General features: G+C 47.4%; 17 protein-coding genes and 1 pseudogene. 13 read left to right on the forward strand and 5 right to left on the reverse strand.

Annotation, left to right across the window (positions count from 1 at the left end):
- The first annotated feature begins 20 nt into the window (after positions 1-20).
- Positions 21-3,692, forward strand: coding sequence for an EAL domain-containing protein (locus H8K32_RS17670; protein ID WP_186913885.1), 3,672 nt, complete (start codon positions 21-23; stop codon positions 3,690-3,692).
- Positions 3,693-3,807: 115 nt separating this feature from the next.
- Here the strand turns inward: H8K32_RS17670 and H8K32_RS17675 are convergent, their stop codons facing one another.
- On the reverse strand, positions 3,808-4,668 hold the full coding sequence (locus H8K32_RS17675) for an MBL fold metallo-hydrolase (protein WP_186913886.1): 861 nt from the start codon (positions 4,666-4,668) through the stop codon (positions 3,808-3,810).
- A 223-nt stretch (positions 4,669-4,891) separates the two neighbouring features.
- On the opposite strand from H8K32_RS17675, the gene H8K32_RS17680 reads away from it, so the two are divergent.
- Entirely contained in the window at positions 4,892-5,686 is a 795-nt protein-coding gene (locus tag H8K32_RS17680) for a sulfite exporter TauE/SafE family protein (protein WP_186913925.1), read from the forward strand.
- A gap of 79 nt (positions 5,687-5,765) precedes the next feature.
- A complete protein-coding gene (locus H8K32_RS17685) occupies positions 5,766-7,058 on the forward strand; it encodes an HD-GYP domain-containing protein (RefSeq protein WP_186913887.1) in 1,293 nt (430 codons plus the stop codon).
- A 27-nt stretch (positions 7,059-7,085) separates the two neighbouring features.
- Here the strand turns inward: H8K32_RS17685 and H8K32_RS17690 are convergent, their stop codons facing one another.
- Positions 7,086-7,745, reverse strand: a complete 660-nt coding sequence (locus H8K32_RS17690; RefSeq protein ID WP_186913888.1) for a GntR family transcriptional regulator — start codon at positions 7,743-7,745, stop codon at positions 7,086-7,088.
- Between the two features lie 392 nt (positions 7,746-8,137).
- Here H8K32_RS17690 and dctP point away from each other — a divergent pair, with 392 nt between their 5' ends.
- The 10 genes and pseudogenes from dctP to H8K32_RS17740 all read left to right on the forward strand — a co-directional run bounded on the left by dctP (position 8,138) and on the right by H8K32_RS17740 (position 17,301).
- On the forward strand, positions 8,138-9,103 hold the full coding sequence (dctP, locus tag H8K32_RS17695) for a TRAP transporter substrate-binding protein DctP (RefSeq protein ID WP_246447461.1): 966 nt from the start codon (positions 8,138-8,140) through the stop codon (positions 9,101-9,103).
- A complete protein-coding gene (locus H8K32_RS17700) occupies positions 9,100-9,663 on the forward strand; it encodes a TRAP transporter small permease (protein WP_186913890.1) in 564 nt (187 codons plus the stop codon). Before dctP ends, H8K32_RS17700 begins: the two co-directional genes overlap by 4 nt.
- Positions 9,660-11,009 carry a TRAP transporter large permease gene (locus H8K32_RS17705; RefSeq protein WP_186913891.1) on the forward strand — a complete coding sequence of 450 codons (1,350 nt, stop codon included), beginning with the start codon at positions 9,660-9,662 and terminating at the stop codon, positions 11,007-11,009. Before H8K32_RS17700 ends, H8K32_RS17705 begins: the two co-directional genes overlap by 4 nt.
- Positions 11,009-12,673, forward strand: coding sequence for a malonate decarboxylase subunit alpha (gene mdcA / locus H8K32_RS17710; protein WP_186913892.1), 1,665 nt, complete (start codon positions 11,009-11,011; stop codon positions 12,671-12,673). The genes H8K32_RS17705 and mdcA overlap by 1 nt, the downstream gene beginning before the upstream one ends.
- A gap of 8 nt (positions 12,674-12,681) precedes the next feature.
- On the forward strand, positions 12,682-13,008 hold the full coding sequence (mdcC, locus tag H8K32_RS17715; protein ID WP_186913893.1) for a malonate decarboxylase acyl carrier protein: 327 nt from the start codon (positions 12,682-12,684) through the stop codon (positions 13,006-13,008).
- Positions 13,005-13,874: pseudogene (locus tag H8K32_RS17720) on the forward strand (biotin-independent malonate decarboxylase subunit beta); the annotation flags it as partial. The gene mdcC and the pseudogene H8K32_RS17720, both read left to right, overlap by 4 nt.
- Before the next feature lie 39 nt (positions 13,875-13,913).
- A complete protein-coding gene (gene mdcE / locus H8K32_RS17725) occupies positions 13,914-14,663 on the forward strand; it encodes a biotin-independent malonate decarboxylase subunit gamma (RefSeq protein ID WP_186913926.1) in 750 nt (249 codons plus the stop codon).
- A 38-nt stretch (positions 14,664-14,701) separates the two neighbouring features.
- On the forward strand, positions 14,702-15,412 hold the full coding sequence (mdcG, locus tag H8K32_RS17730; RefSeq protein ID WP_186913894.1) for a malonate decarboxylase holo-[acyl-carrier-protein] synthase: 711 nt from the start codon (positions 14,702-14,704) through the stop codon (positions 15,410-15,412).
- Between the two features lie 4 nt (positions 15,413-15,416).
- Entirely contained in the window at positions 15,417-16,364 is a 948-nt protein-coding gene (gene mdcB / locus H8K32_RS17735; protein WP_186913895.1) for a triphosphoribosyl-dephospho-CoA synthase MdcB, read from the forward strand.
- Positions 16,357-17,301 (forward strand): ACP S-malonyltransferase, encoded by a 945-nt coding sequence (locus H8K32_RS17740; RefSeq protein ID WP_186913896.1) that lies wholly within the window; start codon positions 16,357-16,359, stop codon positions 17,299-17,301. The genes mdcB and H8K32_RS17740 overlap by 8 nt, the downstream gene beginning before the upstream one ends.
- A 72-nt stretch (positions 17,302-17,373) precedes the next feature.
- Here the strand turns inward: H8K32_RS17740 and infA are convergent, their stop codons facing one another.
- From infA to H8K32_RS17755, 3 genes are all read right to left on the reverse strand, one after another.
- Positions 17,374-17,634 (reverse strand): translation initiation factor IF-1, encoded by a 261-nt coding sequence (gene infA, locus H8K32_RS17745; protein ID WP_186913897.1) that lies wholly within the window; start codon positions 17,632-17,634, stop codon positions 17,374-17,376.
- A gap of 432 nt (positions 17,635-18,066) precedes the next feature.
- Entirely contained in the window at positions 18,067-18,768 is a 702-nt protein-coding gene (locus H8K32_RS17750) for a TetR/AcrR family transcriptional regulator (protein WP_343068061.1), read from the reverse strand.
- Between the two features lie 139 nt (positions 18,769-18,907).
- Positions 18,908-21,286, reverse strand: coding sequence for a TonB-dependent receptor (locus H8K32_RS17755; RefSeq protein WP_186913898.1), 2,379 nt, complete (start codon positions 21,284-21,286; stop codon positions 18,908-18,910).
- Positions 21,287-21,409: the final 123 nt, after the last annotated feature.

Here is a 21,409-nt window from a genome sequence, read left to right on the forward strand (position 1 = left end):
GTGAAATAGAAGGTTTTTAAGTGAAACTTATACCGACGCATCGTAGCTTGTCCGCCTATACCCGAAGTTTTTGGTGGCTGTTGCTTGTCATGCTGGCATTTGCACTGATGTTAATCTTTTATGTACGTTCTGCTGCAGAAGTTGAGCATGCAAAAGATCTGCGCTTTGAGTCCTATATTCTGTCTGAAGAACTACGACAATCATCCAACGACCTGACCCGTATGGCGCGTAGCTATATTGCTACTGGCGACAGTCGATTTCCGCGTTACTATCAGGAGATACTTAATATTCGAGATGGTAAACGCCCGCGTCCCGCTACCAATCGAGCCAACTATTGGGAAATTTTGTCTGAGAAAGAGCAACAGGAAATGAGTACACCAGTTACTCGTTTTCAAGGTGGTAAAACAATTTCTATGCTCGATTTGATGCGTCAGGTCGGCTTTACTGAGGCAGAATTCGCTAAGGTAGCCGAAGCAAAAAAAGAATCTGATGCGCTCACTGCAACAGAGCGCAAAGCAATGCACTTGTTTGAAATGGCTGGTGATAAAGATCAAGTCAGTCGCGAAGAAGCAAGGAAGTTGTTATATGACGAATCGTATCAACATGCAAAAGCTTCCATCATGCATTCTATCGATGACGCCTATCACTTTATGGATATGCGCACTGCAGATTTACTTCATGATGCGCAAACCTTAAACTCTCGACTCAGGCTGTGTTTCATTTTTTTCGGTCTCCTATTTCTGTCTTTGTTGTGGCGCGCGCAACGTGCTTTAAGTGAAACACTGGGCGCACCTTTAGAAGAAATTTACTCCTTACTGGCACAAATTGGCAGCGGCAATTTTGCACAAGTAATTCAAGTCGAGCCAAGGCAAGAAGCTAGTATCAAAGCCTGGATCGCATTGACTCAACATAAATTAGCCATCTCTGAAGAGAAGCACGAAGATATCAACGAGAAGAATCGCCGCTTAACAGGTTTGTACAATGCATTAAGTCAGTGTAATCAGGCCATCGTTCGTAGTCACTCTGAGCAGGATCTGTTTGAAAAAATTTGCCATAGTGCGGTGGCCTATGGCGGTATGAAAATGGCCTGGATAGGCATCATCAAGCAAGATACGCAAGAGTTTGTTCCTGTTGCCTATTATGGTGTTGACGGGAAGGAATATATCGAAGGGCTGACTATCTCGCGCAAACCAGATAGCAATGGCCAGTTAGGTCCGATTTCCTGCGTGCTGATCAATAACGAACCCATGTGGTGTCAAAATTTTGTACAGGATGTCGCAAGTTTTCATTGGTATGAACGCGGTGCGCGTCATGGTTGGCAATCGATGGCCATTTTACCTTTACATAAAAATGGTAACGTCGTCGGTACCTTTAATTTATTTTTGGACAGAATCAATGCCTTTGATGAAGCTTCGCGCCAGTTGTTGTTAGAAATGACGATGGATATCAGCCATGCTTTAACTCGCTTTGAACTGGAACGGACAAACGAGCAATCCCGCAAGGCAGAAGGCTTACGTAGCTTTATGCTGGAAAAAATTAACAGTAGCTTATCCCTGGCAGAGATTTTGAGGGACGTGGTGCTGGAACTGGAAAAAATTATCCCTGACAGTATTTGTTCCATCATGCTGGCGAGCGAAGATGGAAAGTGTTTGAAACTTGGCGCTGCCCCCCATTTGCCGGATTTTTACTGTCAAGCGATTGATGGACTGGCGATCGCCCCAGGCGTAGGTTCTTGCGGCAATGCGATTGCTACCGGCCAAAGAACCATCGCGGTAGATCTTACGACTCACCCGTTCTGGGAGCCCTATAAATCATTGACTGAACAAGCAGGTTTGGGATCATGCTGGTCAGAACCAATTTTGTCTTCATTAAACAAAGCACTGGGCGCCTTTGCGATTTATCACAGAGCAGCGGCGATTCCACAAGAATTCCATTTGCATCTACTGCAAATGGCGGCGCATTTTATTGCGATTGCCATTGAACGTAAACAATCTGAAAATAAATTACGTAAGCTTTCACAAGCTGTCGAGCAGAGTTCCAATGCCATTATTATTACAGACGGTCACGCCAAAATTGAATATGTGAATGCCGCATTCTTAACAAGCAGCGGTAAAACGCTGCATGAAGTCATCGGCAAACGACCATATTTAAATCAAAGCGATCGAACTTCTAAATCAAGTTATAAAACGATGCTGAAAGCTTTGCGCCGCGGCGAAAACTGGCATGCAGAGTTAACGCATTTTGATCGTTTAGGTAGTGAGCACACCGATTTTATTCAGGTGTCTCCAATTCGGGACGAGGCAGGACAAATAAGACATTTCTTATTTGTACAAGAAGATATTACTGAAAAAAAACGCAGCGAGGAACGGATACAATATCTGGCACATTTTGATGCCCTGACAGGAATCGCTAACCGGACTTTGCTAGAAGAACGCGCGCGTTATTCGCTTGGCCGCGCTGTGCGTTCGAAAGAGCCTTTGGCGGTAGTGTTTTTTGACATTGATCATTTTAAGGACATCAACGATTCCTTGGGACATAGCTTTGGTGATGCTTTGCTGGTCGAATTATCGAAACGTTTGGTAAGCAGTTTGCGTGCTGAAGATACTATTTCACGTTTAGGTGGCGATGAATTTGTTCTTTTATTACCGGGCATTGATAGTCATGGTGTCGAGGCGGTTGTGCAAAAATTAATGCACATCGTCAATGCGATTTACCGCATCGGAGAAATTGAACTCAATATTACGACATCGATGGGGATTGCAGTGTTCCCTGAAGATGGCAAAGACCTCGAAACTTTATCCAAGAATGCTGATTCGGCGATGTACCGGGCAAAGCGCGAGGGACGCAACACTTATCGCTTTTTCACTCCGGAAATGCAAGCACGCTCCGCACGTCATCTTGAACTGGTCAACGCTTTACGCTATGCGCTGGAAAAGGAACAGCTCTCTTTACATTATCAACCGCAAGTATCGATAGCCAGTGAAGATGTGATAGGCGTAGAAGCGCTGTTACGTTGGCATCATCCTGAAATGGGCAATATTTCTCCTGATGAATTTATATCGGTTGCAGAAGAGACAGGGCTGATTTTAAACATAGGTGAATGGGTGATCCGTACAGCCGTGACACAACTGAAATCCTGGCATCAGCTTGGCTTTTATGGTTTACGTATCGCCGTTAATTTATCAGCTGTGCAGTTCCGCCATGGAGATTTGCCAAATACTGTGACGCGAATTTTACAAGAAGCGGATTTGAAGGCTGAGTTTTTAGAATTAGAACTGACCGAAAGTGTCGCCATGCACGATCCGGAAGGCGCTATTGGTATCATCAAGCAGTTGTATGAGCGCGGGGTACGAATGTCGATCGACGATTTTGGGACTGGATATTCATCCCTGAGTTATTTGAAAAAATTTAACGTCTATAAACTTAAAATTGATCGTAGCTTTGTACGCGATATTTATACTGATCCTGAAGATAAAGCGATTGTGAGTGCCGTGATCGGTATGGCTAATAGTTTGGGCTTGAAGACGATTGCTGAGGGTGTTGAGACCTTTGAGCAATTGGAGTTTTTGCGTCAGCAGGGATGCGCAGAAGTTCAAGGTTACTATTTCTCCAAGCCTTTGCCTGCGCCGCAATTTGAGGAATTTATGCAGAGTCGTCAAAGTGCACGTGGCGGAGTGCGGTTGGTGTTGTAGATACTATAGCTAAAACATGAGCTTCAATAATAGCAGTTTAAACCTGTCGAACATTTCGAACATTTCGAACAATCGACCACACGCTTGCACCAGCTGTGCACTAATTTGCCTCAACTCAAAGCTGATTCAACGGAATTTTCAAATAACTCACACCATTGCTTTCTGGCTCGGGAAATTGGCCAGCGCGGATGTTGACCTGTATCGCAGGCAGCAATAAAACCGGCATGTCCAGTCCAGCATCACGTTTTTGCCGCATGCTGACAAACGCGTCTTGAGTCACGCCGTCATGTACATGAATATTATGTGCCTTTTGTTCCGCCACCGTTGTTTGCAAAACAGGTAAACGCCCTGCTGGTGGATAGTCGTGGCACAAAAACAGCCGGGTACCGGCTGGAAGTGCGAGTAATCTTTGTATCGATGAAAATAGCTGATACGCATCGCCACCTGGGAAGTCACAACGTGCGGTGCCCACGTCTGGCATAAACATGGTGTCACCAATGAACACGGTATCTGCAATCTGGTATGCCATATCTGCGGGCGTATGACCGGGTAGGGAAATTGCTCTGGCAGTGAGTTTTCCTATCGAAAAAATTTCATTGTCTTTGAACAGAATATCAAATTGCGATCCATCGGTAGTGAATTCCGGTTCCAGATGGAATATTTTTTTAAACACCTCCTGAACCTGATCGATGTGTTCGCCAATGGCAATTTTTCCACCCGCTTGCTGGCGCAGATAATGTGCTGCGGATAGATGATCAGCATGCGCATGTGTCTCTAAAATCCATGCTAAATTTAAACGTCGAGTGCGCAAAAAATCTAAGACTTTGTCTGCATTTAAAGTATGCGTTTTGCCGGATTTGGGATCGTAATCAAGCACCGGGTCGATTACCGCCGCATGTCCACCTTCCTCGTCATACACGATATGTGTTGCGGTGCTGGTGTGCGGATCAAACAAACTTTCAATGATTGGATTCATAAGCGTAGTCTCGAAAAATTTGGCTCAATGTTTTCGGGTAACGAACATTGCTTTCCATTTGTGTGTCATAGATCAGAAAATTCGCAACAATTAGCAAAATTTCTAGACAAGGCAAGCTTAAGTGGTAAAGCGTTGTCGTTGCAACGAAATCGCATTATTATGCATTATTCGAATAAGCTTATGTGTTTTTTGATATAAGGGGTTGCTAGTGTTGTCTTTGACAATGTTGTTGATCATCATTGCTGGGAGCGTCGTCGGGCTTGTGATGGGTTTGACTGGCGCTGGTGGGGGCATTTTGGCGGTACCTGCGCTCATTTATAGCCAGGGCTGGACAATGCAGCAGGCAATGCCAGTCGCTTTGTTGGCGGTGACCGTTGGGGCCATGATAGGAGCTATCGAAGGTTTTAGTAAAAAGCTAGTCCGTTACCGCGCTGGCTTTGTGATGGCTCTGGCGGGAAGTTTTCCAACCTGGTTAGGGGTACATATTGCTCACCGCATTTCCCAATACTGGCTGATGCTGAGTTTTGCGATGATATTGCTGCTGGTGGCGACACGACTTTTTATACAGATACGTCAACACGGGGCGAATGAGCACGAAAGAAATACTCTGGCGAACATTAACGCCAATACCGGGCGTTTTGACTGGACACCTAAAACAGCAGCGGTGATTGCAGGCATTGGCAGCATTGCGGGTCTGAGTTCGGGCTTATTGGGTGTTGGTGGTGGATTTATTATTGTTCCGATGTTGCGTCATTTTACGAATGTCAGCATACAAGGCGCGGTTGCGACGTCCTTGTTTGTGATTTCGCTGGTAGGCATGATAGGTGTGAGTTCGGCTTTGATGAATGGTGCCGAATTACCATTGCAGCTTTCTGCAATTTTTGTCGCGACCACGGTGGCCGGAACTATGCTTGCACGTAGAATAGTCAGCTATCTGCCTGCTCAGATAGTGCAAATCATTTTTATCCTTTTGTTGTCAGGCGTTGCATCTAGCTTGCTGTATCGTGTTTTTGCCTGAGCTCGCTCGGTGCGAATTACGCAAAACATTTGAGGTCAGACTGTTAAAATAGGTATCTCGTTTTTTATAACGCCAAACCATGTGTGCAACACCTATTACCGTTAATGTCCCTGTAGAGCAGTTATGCATAGGTTTATACGTTCATCTGGATGTTTCCTGGCTTGATCATTCGTTTGCTTTAAATAGTTTTAAAATTAAAACTGAGCAAGAGATCGTTGCACTCAAACAGTTAGGCCTGAAGACGATTCGCGTCAATCCATCTAAGTCCGATTGCCGCCCACTTCCTCCTGTTCCGCGCACGCCTGGTCAGCCAGAAGCTAGTACAGCCGTCGCCATTGTGACACCAGAGGAACAAGAAAAAATCAAAGAAAAACGTGCGAGAGTAGAGCGCTTGATCAAAGAGCGCGCAGCCATTGCTGAATGCGAAAAGCAGCTACTCAAAGCGGCAGGCACACTCAAAAATATCACAAAAAATCTCTTCGCCAGACCGCAAGAATCAGTTAGACAGGCAGACGAATTAATTCAACAAATGGTCGATTCGCTGCTGGTCGATAAAGACATTGCCATTCACTTAATGAACGATAAAATTGTTGGTGAAGAAACGTATTACCATTCATTGAACACGGCAGTGCTTACCATGATGGTCGCTAAGGAATTATCCTTTTCTGCCGCAGATATTAAATTATTGGGAATGGGTTGCTTGTTTCACGATATCGGCAAGATAGAAATTCCGGATCGCATCGTCAATAAGACTTTTGAATTGACACGTGCAGAACAAAATCTGTTGCAACAACACTGTCATTACGGTCAACAAATTGCAGAAAAGTTAGGACTGTCAAAGCCTATCGTCGATATCATCACACAACATCACGAATACGCGGATGGCAGCGGTTATCCAAGTTTTTTACGTGGCGATAAAATTTCTCCGTTAGCCCGTATCGTGGCAGTGACCAATACCTACGATAATTTGTGTAATCGCCCAAATCATGCTGATTCTATGAGCCCGCATGAGGCGATGTCGTATATGTTTGGCAAAATGCGTAAGCAGTTTGATCCCGCTGTCTTGAATCTGTTTATCCGCAGCATGGGCATTTACCCGCCGGGAACCATCGTCAAGCTCTCTGATGCTACGTTAGGTATGGTTGTCGCGGTAAATTCCGGCAAGCCATTACGGCCTAGCGTCTTAATTTACGATCCAGGCGTGCCAAAAAGTGAGGCGATCATTCTCGATCTCGAACATGAGCCTATCCTGGAAATCAGTGAAAGTCTCAAGCCTGCGCAGTTATCGGCAGAAGTTTACGATTATCTGAGCCCTCGCAAACGAACTACATACTTTTTTGATTCGGAACGACAGAAAGCACCGGCTCATTGACCGCTAGGCCCGAGCTAAACGATTATCTTAAGTGGCAGCACTGAGCTTTTTCATGGACGCGATCAGATCGGCAAATCGTTCACCCTGGATAATAATATGCCCACGCAGCATTTGCGCTGCCAGTTCCCCATCGCCAGCAATGATTGCAGCGACAACTTGATCATGTTCATGAAAGGACATTTTGACGCGGTCACGAACACGCAACTGCAAACGTCGGTAAGGACGTAGGCGCCGATGCAGATTCATCGCCTGCGTTGACAAAAACTCATTGTGACTACCTTGATAAATCAGCTGATGAAATAACTCATTCTGATAAAAGTAATCGTCACTGTCGCCACTTTCACTTGCTTCCTTACAGGCACGATGCGCAGATTGCAAGGCTTGCATCTCTTCGTTGCTCATACGTCTGGCAGCCATACGGCCACACATGGCCTCAAATTCAGCCATCACTTCAAACATTTCCACCAATTGTTGCGGACTAACCGTAGCGACCTGAGCACCACGACGCGGTCGCATATCGATAATCCCCATCGAAGCCAACTGTATCAGTGCTTCACGAATGGGTGTACGTGAGACGCCAAATTGGCTTGCCAGTTCAGTTTCGTCAAGGTGATGTCCTGGTTGTAACTGTCCCATCGCGATCATTTCTTCGATTTCTTCACGGAGGCTGGCAGAGCGGTTTTTCATACTGATATTCCCAAACAAACGGCTATTAAGTTTTTTCAGTATATATTAATGTTGACTTTGAATGCAAAATAAACGATCTTGTATACAAGAATAGCGAAAACACGAACAACATCAAATTGCATCGACGATGTAAAAGCTTGCATAGAAGTAAAGTACAGACCTCATACTTCAGCAGTCAAGGCGATCAAAGTTCGGTCAATAACAGTAGAGGAGCATCACAGAATCGCTCCCGCATAAGTTTTAAAACAATAAACTTAGGAGACAACATGTTTATTTCAAATCGCACACGTCCTGGCTGCGTTGCTGCTAAAAGCACCAGCAACGACACTCAAACTCCAAAAGCTGGCAGGAGAAATCTATTGCAAGCTTTGAGCCTCGCACCTTTAGCTGCCATGTTGCCAGCCAAGGTGTGGGCACAAAATCAGCTATTGAAAATATCGCATCAATTTCCCGGCGGAACTGCCGACAGTGGTGATTTCCGAGATCGCATCTGCCGACAATTTGCCGCTGAAGTTGAAAAACGTAGCAATGGCAGTTTGAAATTTGAGATTTATCCCGGTTCATCGTTAATGAAAACCAATGCGCAATTTTCTGCCATGCGCAAAGGGGCGCTCGACTTGTCTCTGGTTCCGTTGTCCTATGCTGGCGGCGAAGTGCCTGAAGTAAATATTGGGCTTATGCCAGGTCTGGTACCTTCTTATGAAGTGGGTGCGGCCTGGAAAAATGCTGAAGTAGGCAAAGAATTGAGCCGTATTTTGCAAGAAAAAGGCATCGTTATTGTGAGCTGGATCTGGCAGGCGGGCGGTGTTGCGTCACGTACCAAAGCGGTCGTCGATCCGGACGACGTAAAGGGAATGAAGATCCGTGGTGGTTCCCGGGAAGTTGATTTGGTCTTAAAAGCCGCTGGTGCTGCTGTGGTTTCTTTGCCTTCCAATGAAATCTATGCCGCCATGCAAACGGGAGCGATGGAAGCGGCGATGACTTCATCGACTTCATTGATTTCATTCCGTTTGGAAGAAGTATCTAAATTTTTAACCACCGGTCGTGGTCAAAGTTACTGGTACATGTTGGAACCACTAATGATGTCTAAAGTGGTGTTCGATCGCTTGAGCAAAGACCAGCAAAACATCATCATGAGTGTTGGTGCTGACATGGAAGCTATCGCCATAAAATCAGCCAAACAAGACGATCTCGCTGTAGCTGCCGTCTATGAAAAAAAAGGGGCGAAAGTTGTCGATATGAATGCTACGACAGTCAAAAAATGGCAAGCAATTGCGCGTACAACAGCATGGAAAGATTTTGCTGACCGCAACGAAAGCTGTGCCAAATTGATCAAGCTGGCGGAGAAGCTCCTATGAGTCACGGCTTCGAAATCCAGCCAGCCCAACTAGCTGCGTTACCACAACAAAAATGGCTGCGGGTTCTAGTGCTTAGTATGGCATTTCTTAACCGACAAATCGTCCGATGTTGCATGGTAGCGATGTTTGTCGCTACCTTGATCTTGACGTATTCTGTGATCAGTCGTTACCTATTTAATGCACCCACCGACTGGCAAGACGAAGCCTGCGTTTTTATGCTGATTGGCGTCAGTTTTTTCTCAGCGGCGTCCGTGCAATCATATCGGGGTCACATAGGTATCGAAGTGTTGTCTTCGCTGTTGCCAGCCAAAGTGAATGCGATCAGGTTGATATTGGTGGATGTGATTAGCTTTGTATTTTGTAGTTTTTTTTCCTGGAAATCCTGGACGCTTTTTTATGAGGCCTGGACTGAAGGGCAGACCACTTCATCTACATTTGCACCACCATTATGGATACCGTACGCCATGATGGCGTTTGGCATGAGCTTATTGTCCTTGCAAATTGTCCTGCAAATCCTGACTGCGATGCTCGCTAAAGAACCGAAAAAGGAGCTGGCATGAGTCCTCTGAGTTTAGGAATTTTTTACGCTATCGCGACCTTGGTAGTCATGTTTTCAGGTATGCCAATTGCATTCGCTTTGGGCGTGGTTGCGAGTTGCTTCATGTACTTCTTTATGCCAGCGGCATCTCTCGATACCATTACGCAAAACGTGTATGAGGAAATGGCATCGATTACCTTGTTATCGATACCGCTGTTTATTTTAAAAGGAGCAGCGATAGGTAAATCTTCTGCTGGTAAAGATTTGTACTCTGCCATTCACGCGTGGTTGCATAAGGTGCCGGGCGGTCTGGGAATTGCCAACGTATTTGCTTGTGCAATGTTCGCTGCCATGGCAGGGTCATCTCCCGCCACATGCTCTGCCATTGGATCAGCAGGCATACCAGAGATGCGGCGACGTGGCTATTCCCCTGGATTTGCTGCCGGAATCATTGCTGCTGGTGGCACCTTAGGTATTTTGTTACCACCATCCATCACGATGATTTTGTATGCGGTGGCAGCGGAACAATCTTTGGGACGCTTATTTTTAGCTGGTGTTGGACCAGGCGTTTTATTGGTGATTTTATTCGCCGGCTACGCCGTGTTTCGGGCGCGTAAAGAATATGCGATTGCGTATGAGGCATATCAAAAAGACGGTGTTCAATCGGCCTATCTTGAGAAGGAACATTTCAGCATTAAGCAAAAAGTAGAAATGCTGCCGCGCGTATTACCATTTGTGATTTTACTCATTGGTGTCATGGTCGCTTTGTACGGCGGTTATGCGACACCATCAGAAACGGCAGGTTTAGGCGCTCTGCTCGCGATGGGTTTAATTGCGATTGTGTATGGTGTTTGGCGACCACGTCAGATCGCACCGTTTATTTCAGCGACGATCAAAGAATCGACAATGCTGTTGTTCATCATTGGTATGTCTTTGCTTTACTCGTATGTGATGAGCTATCTGAACATCAGCCAGTCAGCGGCGCAATGGGTAGTGGCTTTGCATTTGAGTAAATGGTTGCTGTTGACGGTCATTTTGGCGATGGTGGTTGTGTTTGGCTTTTTCTTGCCGCCAGTGTCGATTATTTTGATGATGTGCCCGATCATTTTGCCGCCTTTGAAAGAGGCCGGTTTTGATTTGATCTGGTTTGGTGTTGTGATGACCATCGTGATGGAAATGGGTTTGATCCATCCACCTGTTGGATTGAACATTTTTGTGATTAAGAATATTGCACCAGATATCTCACTGAAAGAAATCATCTGGGGTGTTCTGCCATTTTTGGGGTTAATGCTGTTGGCGGTGATTTTATTATGCGTGTTTCCGCAAATTGCAACAGCATTTCCAGATAGTCTTATGGGAGTCAAATAATGGCCTCTGAAGGTCGCTGGAACACATTGCAAACCAACCGCCAGCAACGTTTGGCGCGTGTGGCACAAATTTTAGGAAGCGATTTGCAAGGCAGGATATTTCCTCAGCAAAGAATAAAAGATGTGCTGCATGCGACCTTAGAAGTCGGCGACCGCGTTTGCATAGAAGGAAATAACCAGAAGCAGGCTGATTTTTTGGCTAAGGCGCTGACGCAACTTGATCCACAGCGCATACACGGTCTGCACATGTTGCAATCGGTACTCGCCTTGCCTGAGCATCTGGATGTGTTTGAAATAGGAATCGCCAATAAGCTCGATTTCTCTTTCTCGGGACCACAAGCGGGGCGCCTGGCAAAACTGGTTTCTGCTGGCAAACTTAATATCGGTGCGATTCACACTTACCTTGAATTATATGCACGTTATTTTGTTGACCTGACGCCACGCGTGGCGCTGGTTGCGGCACAAGCGGCAGATCGTCATGGGAATTTGTACACTGGTCCCAATACGGAAGATACGCCGCCCATTGTCGAAGCGACTGCGTTCAAATCGGGCATCGTGATTGCACAAGTCAATGAAGTGGTCGATGTGCTGCCGCGCATTGATATTCCCGCAGATTGGGTCAATTTTGTGGTGCAGGCACCAACGCCCCATTACATCGAGCCTTTGTTCACACGTGATCCCGCTTTGATTTCTGAAATACAAATTTTGATGGCGATGATGGCGATCAAGGGTATTTATGCAGAATACGAAGTCAAACGTCTCAACCACGGTATCGGTTTTGATACTGCTGCCATAGAATTGCTTTTGCCGACTTACGCTGCATCATTAGGGCTCAAAGGTAAAATCGCCAGCCATTGGGCATTGAACCCGCATCCTGCTTTAATTCCAGCGATAGAGGCAGGCTTTGTCACCTCCGTACATTCGTTTGGTTCTGAGCTCGGTATGGAAGACTATATTCGTGCGCGGTCAGATGTGTTCTTTGTCGGTGCTGATGGCTCCATGCGTAGTAATCGTGCCATGAGTCAGGCGGCAGGACACTATGCCTGTGACATGTTTATCGGCTCGACCTTACAAATTGATTTGCAAGGTAATTCATCAACTGCCACTTTAGGTCGGATCGCTGGTTTTGGCGGAGCACCCAACATGGGTGCCGATGCGCGTGGTCGACGCCATGCCAGCCCTGCATGGTTAAAGGCGGGACGTGAAGCCCGCGATGGTCAATACGCGATGCCACGGGGGCAGAAATTAGTGGTGCAAATGGTGGAAACCTTCCGCGAACATATGCAACCCGCTTTTGTTGAAACATTGGATGCCTGGCAACTCGCTCAACAAGCTAAGATGGAATTGCCGCCGGTGATGATTTACGGTGAAGATGTGAGTCACATTCTGACTGAAGAAGGCATTGCCAATCTCTTATTGTGCCGCAGTGATGAAGAGCGCGAACAAGCGATTCGTGGTGTCGCTGGTTATACGCCAGTGGGTTTGGGCAGAGACCTGCGCATGGTCGAGAATTTACGTGATCGCGGTATCATCAAACGTCCGGAAGATCTGGGCATAGACAAGCGGCTGGCTACGCGTGATTTGCTGGCGGCAAAAAATATGAAAGATCTGGTGCGCGCCTCGGAGGGTTTGTATCAGCCGCCGAAACGTTTCAGAAACTGGTGAGGAAAAGTATGGAAACTCTGGTATTCCGCTTTGAAAACGGCACACGAAAATTGGACAGTGCAGCGCAATTAGTCGGTGTTGTGAGTTCCGGCAACCTGGAAGTATTGGTCAATCAGACCGATTTGCAATCGGCGTGTGAAATTGAGGTCAACACCGCGGCCATCGGTTTTGCAGCAATATGGGAAGCGGTCATGAAAGACTTCCATGCACGTTGGCAATTGGCTGATGTAAGGATTGCGATTAATGATATGGGGGCAACACCAGCGGTAGTGAGTTTGCGTCTTGATCAGGCGATAGAATCGAGTCTTGAAGCGAGTCTGGAAGCAAAAAAATGAATAGCTATATCGAAGCGACAGCGCGGCAACGCATCCATGCCGTCATCGACAATTTTACTGAAATGCTGGTGCCGGCAAAACAATGGACCAGTCCGCATCTGCCGCAATTAAATGCCGCCGTGTCGTTTGACGATGGCGTAGTGATAGGGTATGGCACGCTTGCTGGTCGGCGCGTGTTTGCTGCTGCGCAGGAAGGTGGTTTTATGGGCGGTGCTGTTGGTGAAGTTCACGGCGCCAAATTAGTCGGTTTAATGCGCCGTGCGGTTGTCGAAAAACCTGCGGCTGTGATCTTGTTGGCCGAGTCCGGTGGCGTGCGTTTGCATGAAGCGAATGCGGGATTGATTGCAGTGTCAGAAGTGATGCGAGCCGTGTTTGCAGTGCGGGCAGCAGGCGTACCGGTGATCGTATTAATCGGCGGCAGCAATGGTTGTTTTGGTGGAATGGGTATTGTTGCCCGTTGCGCCAATATCGTTGTCATGTCGGAAGAAGCGCGCCTTGCGATGTCAGGCCCGGAGGTCATAGAAACAGCCAATGGCGTAGAAGAATTTGATTCCAAAGATCGCGCTTTGGTGTGGCGCACTACTGGTGGAAAACATCGTTATCTGATGGGTGATTGCCAGATGCTGGTCGCTGATGATACGGCAGAATTTAAGGCGGCAGCAAGGCGAGCGATTGACTCGTTCTTGGAAAAAACTGTTGTCGCTTTGGATTTGCCCACGCTGATGCAAGAACAAAACATGCTGGTGCAGCGCATCGCACAATGTGGCGACTATCGTGAGCCGATGGACATCTGGAAAATGCTAGGCATCAGCGAGCCAGAAAAAATCCCCATGCTGGATGCTGATGCATTTTTACAGCTGGCAAAATTACAGTTGAAATCTTCACTGATTCAAGAGGCATCGACGATGTCCGAAGTGAGCGTGGATGGTGGCGATGCCAAGGATGAATATTGGCGCACTATCGCTGATCAACTCTTTCCGCATGGTCATAACATCACCGAGCATCAGGAATTTTTATCTGGTAGTGCACAGCTCGGTGACACTACCATCTGTATCATCGGTACCAGCCGACATACACCTATCGGTGTCGAAATCGCTTTGAAACAAGCGCAGGCTGTGTTGCAAACGATACGTGATTTTCCGCAGCGACCGATTTTGCTGATGGTGGATACGCAAGGGCAGCGGCTGCGACATCGGGATGAAATGCTGGGTATTAACAGTTACATGGCGCATTTGGGCAAATGCATAGAATTGGCGCGGCAATCAGGGCATAAGGTGATTGCGCTGGTTTATGATCAAGCCTTGTCGGGTGGATTTATTACCAGTGGCATGATGGCAGACGCTTGTTATGCGCTGCCGCAAGCAACGATCAGGGTGATGGGATTGCCAGCGATGGCAAGAATTACCAAAGTCTCTGAAGAAAAACTCAATGAATTGGCCATCGATAATCCGGTATTTGCGCCTGGCCCGCGCAATTACGAACGCATGGGTGGCATACAGGCAATATGGGAGCATGATCTGGCGGCGCAACTCGCCGCCGCGTTTGCCAATGCGGATGCAAGCGATCAAAGAATTGCCACTGGCGCAACACGTGGCGGCCGTTGGATGGCACAAAAAGTAGTGGATGCCGTATTATCTGAGGATATTTCCAGCTAATACCAACAAAGAGCATTATTGATGAAGGCAGCACTCACTTGGACCAGATAGAACAATTTCAGCGACATGATCTGGTGTGGTTATCTCATCAGGCCTGGGCGGCGGTGTTTGCCCAACAAATGCAGCGCGTACCGGATGAGATGACCAGCTTCACGGTACAGGCTTTACATCGTTGGCAACAAGAAGAATGGCCAGCTGTCGTTCGACGCCGTGATATCGATGCGGCCGATGATGAAGTCTGCATCGGCTTTGCTCTGGTACCTGTGAATGGACGCAAGCCACGCATCGCTGCGCGGGTAAAAGCGCAAGATATTTTGGAACATCAACCAAGCTTGGCGCTGAGCACGGTTATCCCCTTCGTTGCGCCACAATGGCAACCAGCCTTGAAAGTGTTTAATAGCGAGGGCAATGCCGTTGGCGTGCGTTGGCGCGTCTATGGTTCCGTTGTATTTGAGTTTCTGACCGGACAATCTTATGTGAACGAGCAATCGGATATCGATGTGCTATTTCGTCCGCAAAGTCAGGAACATCTGGTACAAGGCCTCGCGTTGCTACGTCAATTTCAGACGCAAATTCCACTCGATGGCGAAGTGATTTTTCCGCAATCCCAGGCGGTGTCGTGGAAAGAATGGTTGTTGTCTGATCTGGTGTTGGAATCGAGTCAGACGCAACGACTGTTGGTCAAAGACAATCAGCAGGTCAGGCTGGTGTCTAAATTGGAACTCATGCAAAGCTTGAGCGCGAGCTGATTCTATGCAAAATTTTTTCCTTCCCGCATCTGAACTCCAACATCATCACGCATTGAGTTGTAAAGCGCCGGTCACAGCTGATATCTCAGCGCTTGCCAAACCGATTGCCATCATGGCGCTGCGCAGTTTGTATGCAGAATTGGTGCTGTATCCCAAACCAGGTCTGGTTTCTTTGCGTGATAATGGCAGCCATACAGACATGACGGCGACGACGTTTTTTCGCAGCTTGTTTTCTTTACGACATTACTTTCTGGCGATGGCGAATGCGGGAATAGGTGACGGCGATTTTCAAACCTTAAAAAACTTAGGTATCGTTGCTGAGCAACAAATGTTGCGCGCAACGCACGGTGTGAACACGCATCGCGGCGCCATTTTTTGTCTGGGGTTGTTATGTGCCGCAGCGGGACGTTGTTTGTCTCAAGGCGTGGCTTTACGAGCGCAAAACATACGCGCTGCGTTGCTTGAACATTGGGGGGCTGAGTTACTCGCACACAGTAATGCCGCGCTCAAGCTTATCGCAAATCAACAAACAAAAAGCCATGGTCTGCAAGTCGCGCAAAACTATGCCATTAGCGGTGCGCGTGAAGAAGCCGCGGCCGGATTTCCATCGGTATTTGAGTTGGCGTTGCCACGTTTGATGCAAAGTCTGGATCAGGGCCGCTCGCAGACAGAAGCGCAAATCGACAGCTTGTTTGCGTTGATGGCGCATATGCACGACACCAATTTGTATTATCGCGGCGGCGTTGCTGCGGCTGAATTTTCGAGACAATCAGCACGCGCTTTTTTAGCTGCGGGAGGCACAGAACAAACTGATTGGCTTGCTCAGGCTGAACATTGTCATCGTGAATTTGTTCAACGCCGTTTCTCACCTGGTGGCGCTGCTGATTTATTGGCGGCCAGCTGGTTTATTTATCAGGTTCAACAAATGCCATTGCCGCCAGCGTATGCCTAGGTTTGCATTATTGTGTCCCGGGCAAGGCGGGCAAGAGGCGCACATGTTTGCCATCGCCAACAGCAACCCGCGTGTCGCCGCGTTGCTGGATCAATTCGATACCAGCCAGTATTTTGGGATGCCATTAACAGCATTGCTCGCCTCTCCCTCACTGATGTTTGAAAACCGATTCGCACAACCCTTGATTGTCGCGGCGACACTTGCGAACTGGTTGGCCTTGCGTGAAGAATTGCCGCCCCCCGATGTGATCGCTGGCTACAGCGTCGGTGAAGTGTCAGCGCATGCTATCAGCGGCGAATTAGACGTCGGGCAAGCGATACATCTGGCGTCGATCAGAGCTACAGCAATGCAATCCTGCGTGAAGCCCCAGGCTGCACATGCGATGTTATCGGTCAGCGGTTTGCCGCTGGCACCATTGCAGGAAATATGTTTTTCTCATCACTTGTATATCGCCATTGTGACGGGTGAAACCAATGCCATCATTGCGGGTCTGCGTGACGATATTCTGAAGGCTGAACAAGCATTGCGGGAACATGCAATTGCACAATTGCATCTGAGCTTGTTACCAGTGCATATCGCGTCTCATACGCCATTAATGGCGGATGCTTTGCCGACAATGAAGCAGGTGTTGGATAAGCTACCATTTCAAGCTATTACAACGCCGGTATTGGCTGGCGTCAATGCCATGAAGAGCGTCAATAGCGCCGAGAGCAAACAAAGCTTGCTGGCGCAGATGACCCAGACCATACGCTGGCATGAATGCATGGATGCATTGGATGAAGCCGGAATGAATGTGGTACTGGAATTGGGACCAGGAAGCGCTTTATCGCGCATGCTGCAAAGCCGTCACCCACATATCGCCTGCCGTTCTGTGGCAGATTTCCGTAGTTCGTCTGCCGTGGCAGAGTGGGTGAACAGGCAAATGCTGCGTGAATAATCGCTTCATCGCTTGATCGTTCAATAATCCACGAGCCGGATTCAACAATGAATCGGCAATGAGCGATGCTGATTAATAACGACGACGCGGTTGTCCGCCACCACCGCTTTGCTTTTCGATATGACGGAAAGTGATGCGACCTTTGCTTAAATCATAAGGCGACATTTCCAGTGTCACTTTATCACCCGCCAGAATGCGGATGTGATGCTGACGCATCTTGCCAGATGTGTAAGCGATCAATTGATGACCATTTTCCAGGTTCACGCGAAAGCGGGAATCCGGCAGCACTTCTTCTACCATACCGCTCATCTCTAACAGTTCTTCTTTTGCCATTGTATTTTCACATTCATAAAAGGGTGGGTACAGCCAGACAAATCACAGGCGGTACATGCCAGCGGGTAAAAATCCACCTGCCGGGCGTTGGAGTTTGGTTCTAGGTGCACGTGATATGCACAGACAGTGTGCAATGGTGCAAAAATGATACGTTATGTAGGCTGATTCTGCTGGGCTGATAGGCAGCAAGCAAAGACAGAGCGTGAGATTGAAACGAGGTCAAGGTCACCACAACATACAACCAGGGGGTGTCCAGATAGAGTCACAGATACATGAAAATCTGTTCGATCAAAAGAAAACCGGGCTACAAGTACGGAATTATACCTTGATGTGCTGGTTTGGCCGAAAATCTTAGGCTATTTTCAGAAAATAGTGCGATCTTGGGGCAATCTCACCTCAGTATTGTCTTATTCTGTCTCAAGGTCAAGCTGCTTATTTTTTCAGCGTTTTGTTAGATTTGACACTTTTACTCTTCAGTGCAGCCGGGAAGGTTTGTAACAAGCCTGCCATTAAGACATCAAGTAAAGCATCGACGTGCATTTGGTGATTGAGCTTGGGCGTCCATTCATCACCTTCATCCATGACCAGATTGATTGATGTCAGACCATGTATACCTTGCCAGAAAATTTGCGTCATCATGTGCAGACGCATCTCATCACCGTCGACCAAACCTTGATCTTTGAGTTGGACAAATAAGCTGTGTGCAAACGCATAAGGATCTTGTTGCACATTCCCGTGTTCTACTTCGGCCGCTTCTACCGGTGCATGCGGACGACGTTCCATGAAGACCAGCGCGTATTCGTCGGGGTTGCTTAGGCCGTATTTGATATAGGCTTTACCGGTATGCTTAATTTTTTCGATAGGGTCTTCGGTCAGCGCGGCGGCTTTTTTCATGACCTTCACTAGTTCTAACAAGGTTTCGTCCATCGCCTGTGTGATGAGGGTGGCTTTGTCATGAAACAGTGCGTACACAATGGTGGTAGAAAAACCTGCTTCTTCTGCGACTTTACGGATCGTGATTTCACGTGCGCCGCCTTTTTTTACCAAGGCCTTGACCACAGAAATAATATGCTTTTTTCTGTTCTCTGATTCACGGCGTTTGCGTTCTTGTAAATTTGCGGAAGCCTTGGTCACACTTATTTCCTATTGAAAATTTCATTGAAAATTCCGAATGCACGCTGGTTCGTCTGTTTGATGAATTACCACCATGATACGAAGCAGCGTGCATATTATAGCAAGCAGCACTAAGACAACTCATGCTGCATCTTGGTGACTACATTCTGACCTTCACTTGCACACCAAACAGACGTGGTGCGGTGATCGACGCAAATGGCGTACCCAATACTGAAGTAATCGGACTGCCATCAAATACATAGCGTTTATCGAACACATTGTTCACATACATGCTGACATTCCAACGCCGGTCTTCACTCTGCCAACCCAGATGCAAATCGGTGCGGTTTTGTGCTGAACCTATGCTAAATGTCGGTGCTGTCAGGCAAGTCATCTGTGCTGCAGAATTGGCATTGCAACGGGTTGCGCCAGTGTAAGCATGTTGTATGCTCAAATTGACATTGCCATGCATGACATCGTACCAGGTGTAATCGGCACCCGCTGCCGCGCTGAAGCGTGGCGTGCCAACTGGTTGTCCAGACAAATCCGGGCCATTTTGTACGACATAGTTGGCGTATTTTTGGTCGATGTATTCCAGATTGCCATACAACTTCAGACCACGCATCGGTGCCCAATGTGCATCCAGATCGATACCGGTCGCGTTCTGATCGCTATTGGTGACCTGATACGCCGGAATCGGTGCGCCTGGTGCCTGTACCAGCGTCAAGGATTGCAGATTCGTGAACTTGTAATGGAATAAAGATGCATTCAACATCAGCTTGGCTTCTTTGAAGTAGGACTTGATGCCGAATTCGTAATTCCATACGTCTTCTGGCTGAAATTGCGCACCCATAGAGACCGAGTTAAAGCCGCCGGACTGATAGCCTTTGGTGACAGACGCATAGCCCATGATGTCTTGCGTGTAGTGGTAATCCAGCACCACGCGCGGGCTGGCATCGGTCCAACTCTTCTTGATACTCATTGCAGTTGACGGTGCGGAACTATCGACAAAAAAGTTTTGCGTCAATGCAGCCAGTGCCTGACTTTGGCCATTGAAAAAGCCATACTGATTTGCCGTTGCAATCACACTATCAAGACCAGGTGCTATCCGGTTAGGATAATTCCAGCTAAAGGTTTTACTGTCATGCGTTACTCGTAAGCCAGTCGTTAAATTCCATTTGGGTTGCAAGTGCCAGATCACGTCGCCATAAATCGCCTGAGATTGATAGCTGCCATTGTTCATCATGTTTTCTTGCCAGGAATTGCCTAAAAAATTCAAAGGCAAACCATTTTGCGCCGCCGCACCATTGAGCGTCGTAAAAAGCGGGAAACCCAGCATATTATTGGTGATGGTATCGTAACTATCGGTATTGGTATTGACCTGACTATCCTGATACGCATTTTCTTTATAAAAACTAATACCTCCTAACCAGTCGGCCGTATCATTTTTACCAGCGATTTTAAATTCTTGTTGCCAGGTCGTATTGGTTTCTATATTGGCCGTGTTTAAGAACGTCACATTGTAATTGGTACCGTCCTCATCTTCCTGATTAAACGACTTAAAGTGGCGATACGCTGTGGTCGATGTAAAATCGCCCCATGCGAATGGTTTTTCAATTTTTAAGGTGAAACCGTCGTAGCGACGGGTTTCTACATTGTTGGCATTGGTATCGTTGTAGACGATGCCGCGGCGTGGATCGACAAAGCTTGAAGGATCAGCCGGAAATGCTGGTGCAACACCGTTAGGGCTTGGCGCGACCAAAGAGATTGCCGGACGCGCCATCTGGTGTAAATCTTCATGTTCCCAGGTCAGCAAGACGCGGGTTTTTTCCGGTCCTTTCCAGAGCAAAGCAGTTCGCGTGCCCCAGTTGTCATTGTCTTTGTATTTCTGACCGTTGCCACTATCGGTCAACCAGCCGTTGCTCTTATTATCAACGACATTAAAACGCAACGACCAATCAGAATTGAGCGGGATATTCAACAAACCTGCGGCGTATTTCGTACCGTAGTTACCGAGCCTCAATGTGGCTTCGCCCTCTAATTCATCCGATGGTTCATTAGAGACAATAGAAATGGCACCGCCAGCACTATTGCGACCAAAAAGTGTCCCTTGCGGACCTTTTAACACTTCTATCCTTTGCACGTCATTGAAATTCATCAACGCACCGCCGGTTTTGCCGCTATACACCCCATCAACATAAATCCCGACGGGGGCATCGGTACCGATACCAAAATCCTGTGTGCCGACGCCACGCAAGTAGAAGCTGGGCTGCGTAGGGCGATTACCATCCACAGTCAACCCCGGAATATAACCATTCATGCTATCGAGATTGGTCGCGGCTAATTTGTCGAGCTGATCAGCTTTTAAAATCTGAAACGGAATCGGAACCGCCTGTGCTTCTTGCGAACGGCTTTGTGCTGTAACTGTCACGGTATGCCCGCTATCGAGATCGTCGGCGCTGGCAATTAAGGGTAGGCTGCCGCTAAATAGGAGTGTCTGCGAAATGCAGATCACGATTTTGCGCTGCTTGAATTTCATGTCTCTTCCTTTGGTCGGATTTCATTTGTTTTTGTATTATTTGAGCTGGCTCTTGTCCTTTGTACTCACTAGTCAAACGCTTTTTACTTCTGATTTACTTCCCTTTTTACTGCATAAATTGAT

Origin of the sequence: Cognatundibacterium jejuense (genome assembly GCF_014284255.1) — a bacterium.
In the GTDB taxonomy this organism is placed as follows: domain Bacteria; phylum Pseudomonadota; class Gammaproteobacteria; order Burkholderiales; family Burkholderiaceae_D; genus Undibacterium; species Undibacterium jejuense.

Coding starts and splice junctions, on each gene's coding strand:
- H8K32_RS17675 (WP_186913886.1), bottom strand. CDS start 4,668: ATGAATCCAATCATTGAAAGTTTGTTTGATCCGCACACCAGCACCGCA.
- H8K32_RS17680 (WP_186913925.1), top strand. CDS start 4,892: ATGTTGTTGATCATCATTGCTGGGAGCGTCGTCGGGCTTGTGATGGGT.
- H8K32_RS17685 (WP_186913887.1), top strand. CDS start 5,766: ATGTGTGCAACACCTATTACCGTTAATGTCCCTGTAGAGCAGTTATGC.
- H8K32_RS17690 (WP_186913888.1), bottom strand. CDS start 7,745: ATGAAAAACCGCTCTGCCAGCCTCCGTGAAGAAATCGAAGAAATGATC.
- dctP (WP_246447461.1), top strand. CDS start 8,138: ATGTTGCCAGCCAAGGTGTGGGCACAAAATCAGCTATTGAAAATATCG.
- H8K32_RS17700 (WP_186913890.1), top strand. CDS start 9,100: ATGAGTCACGGCTTCGAAATCCAGCCAGCCCAACTAGCTGCGTTACCA.
- H8K32_RS17705 (WP_186913891.1), top strand. CDS start 9,660: ATGAGTCCTCTGAGTTTAGGAATTTTTTACGCTATCGCGACCTTGGTA.
- mdcA (WP_186913892.1), top strand. CDS start 11,009: ATGGCCTCTGAAGGTCGCTGGAACACATTGCAAACCAACCGCCAGCAA.
- mdcC (WP_186913893.1), top strand. CDS start 12,682: ATGGAAACTCTGGTATTCCGCTTTGAAAACGGCACACGAAAATTGGAC.
- mdcE (WP_186913926.1), top strand. CDS start 13,914: ATGTCCGAAGTGAGCGTGGATGGTGGCGATGCCAAGGATGAATATTGG.
- mdcB (WP_186913895.1), top strand. CDS start 15,417: ATGCAAAATTTTTTCCTTCCCGCATCTGAACTCCAACATCATCACGCA.
- H8K32_RS17740 (WP_186913896.1), top strand. CDS start 16,357: ATGCCTAGGTTTGCATTATTGTGTCCCGGGCAAGGCGGGCAAGAGGCG.
- infA (WP_186913897.1), bottom strand. CDS start 17,634: ATGGCAAAAGAAGAACTGTTAGAGATGAGCGGTATGGTAGAAGAAGTG.
- H8K32_RS17755 (WP_186913898.1), bottom strand. CDS start 21,286: ATGAAATTCAAGCAGCGCAAAATCGTGATCTGCATTTCGCAGACACTC.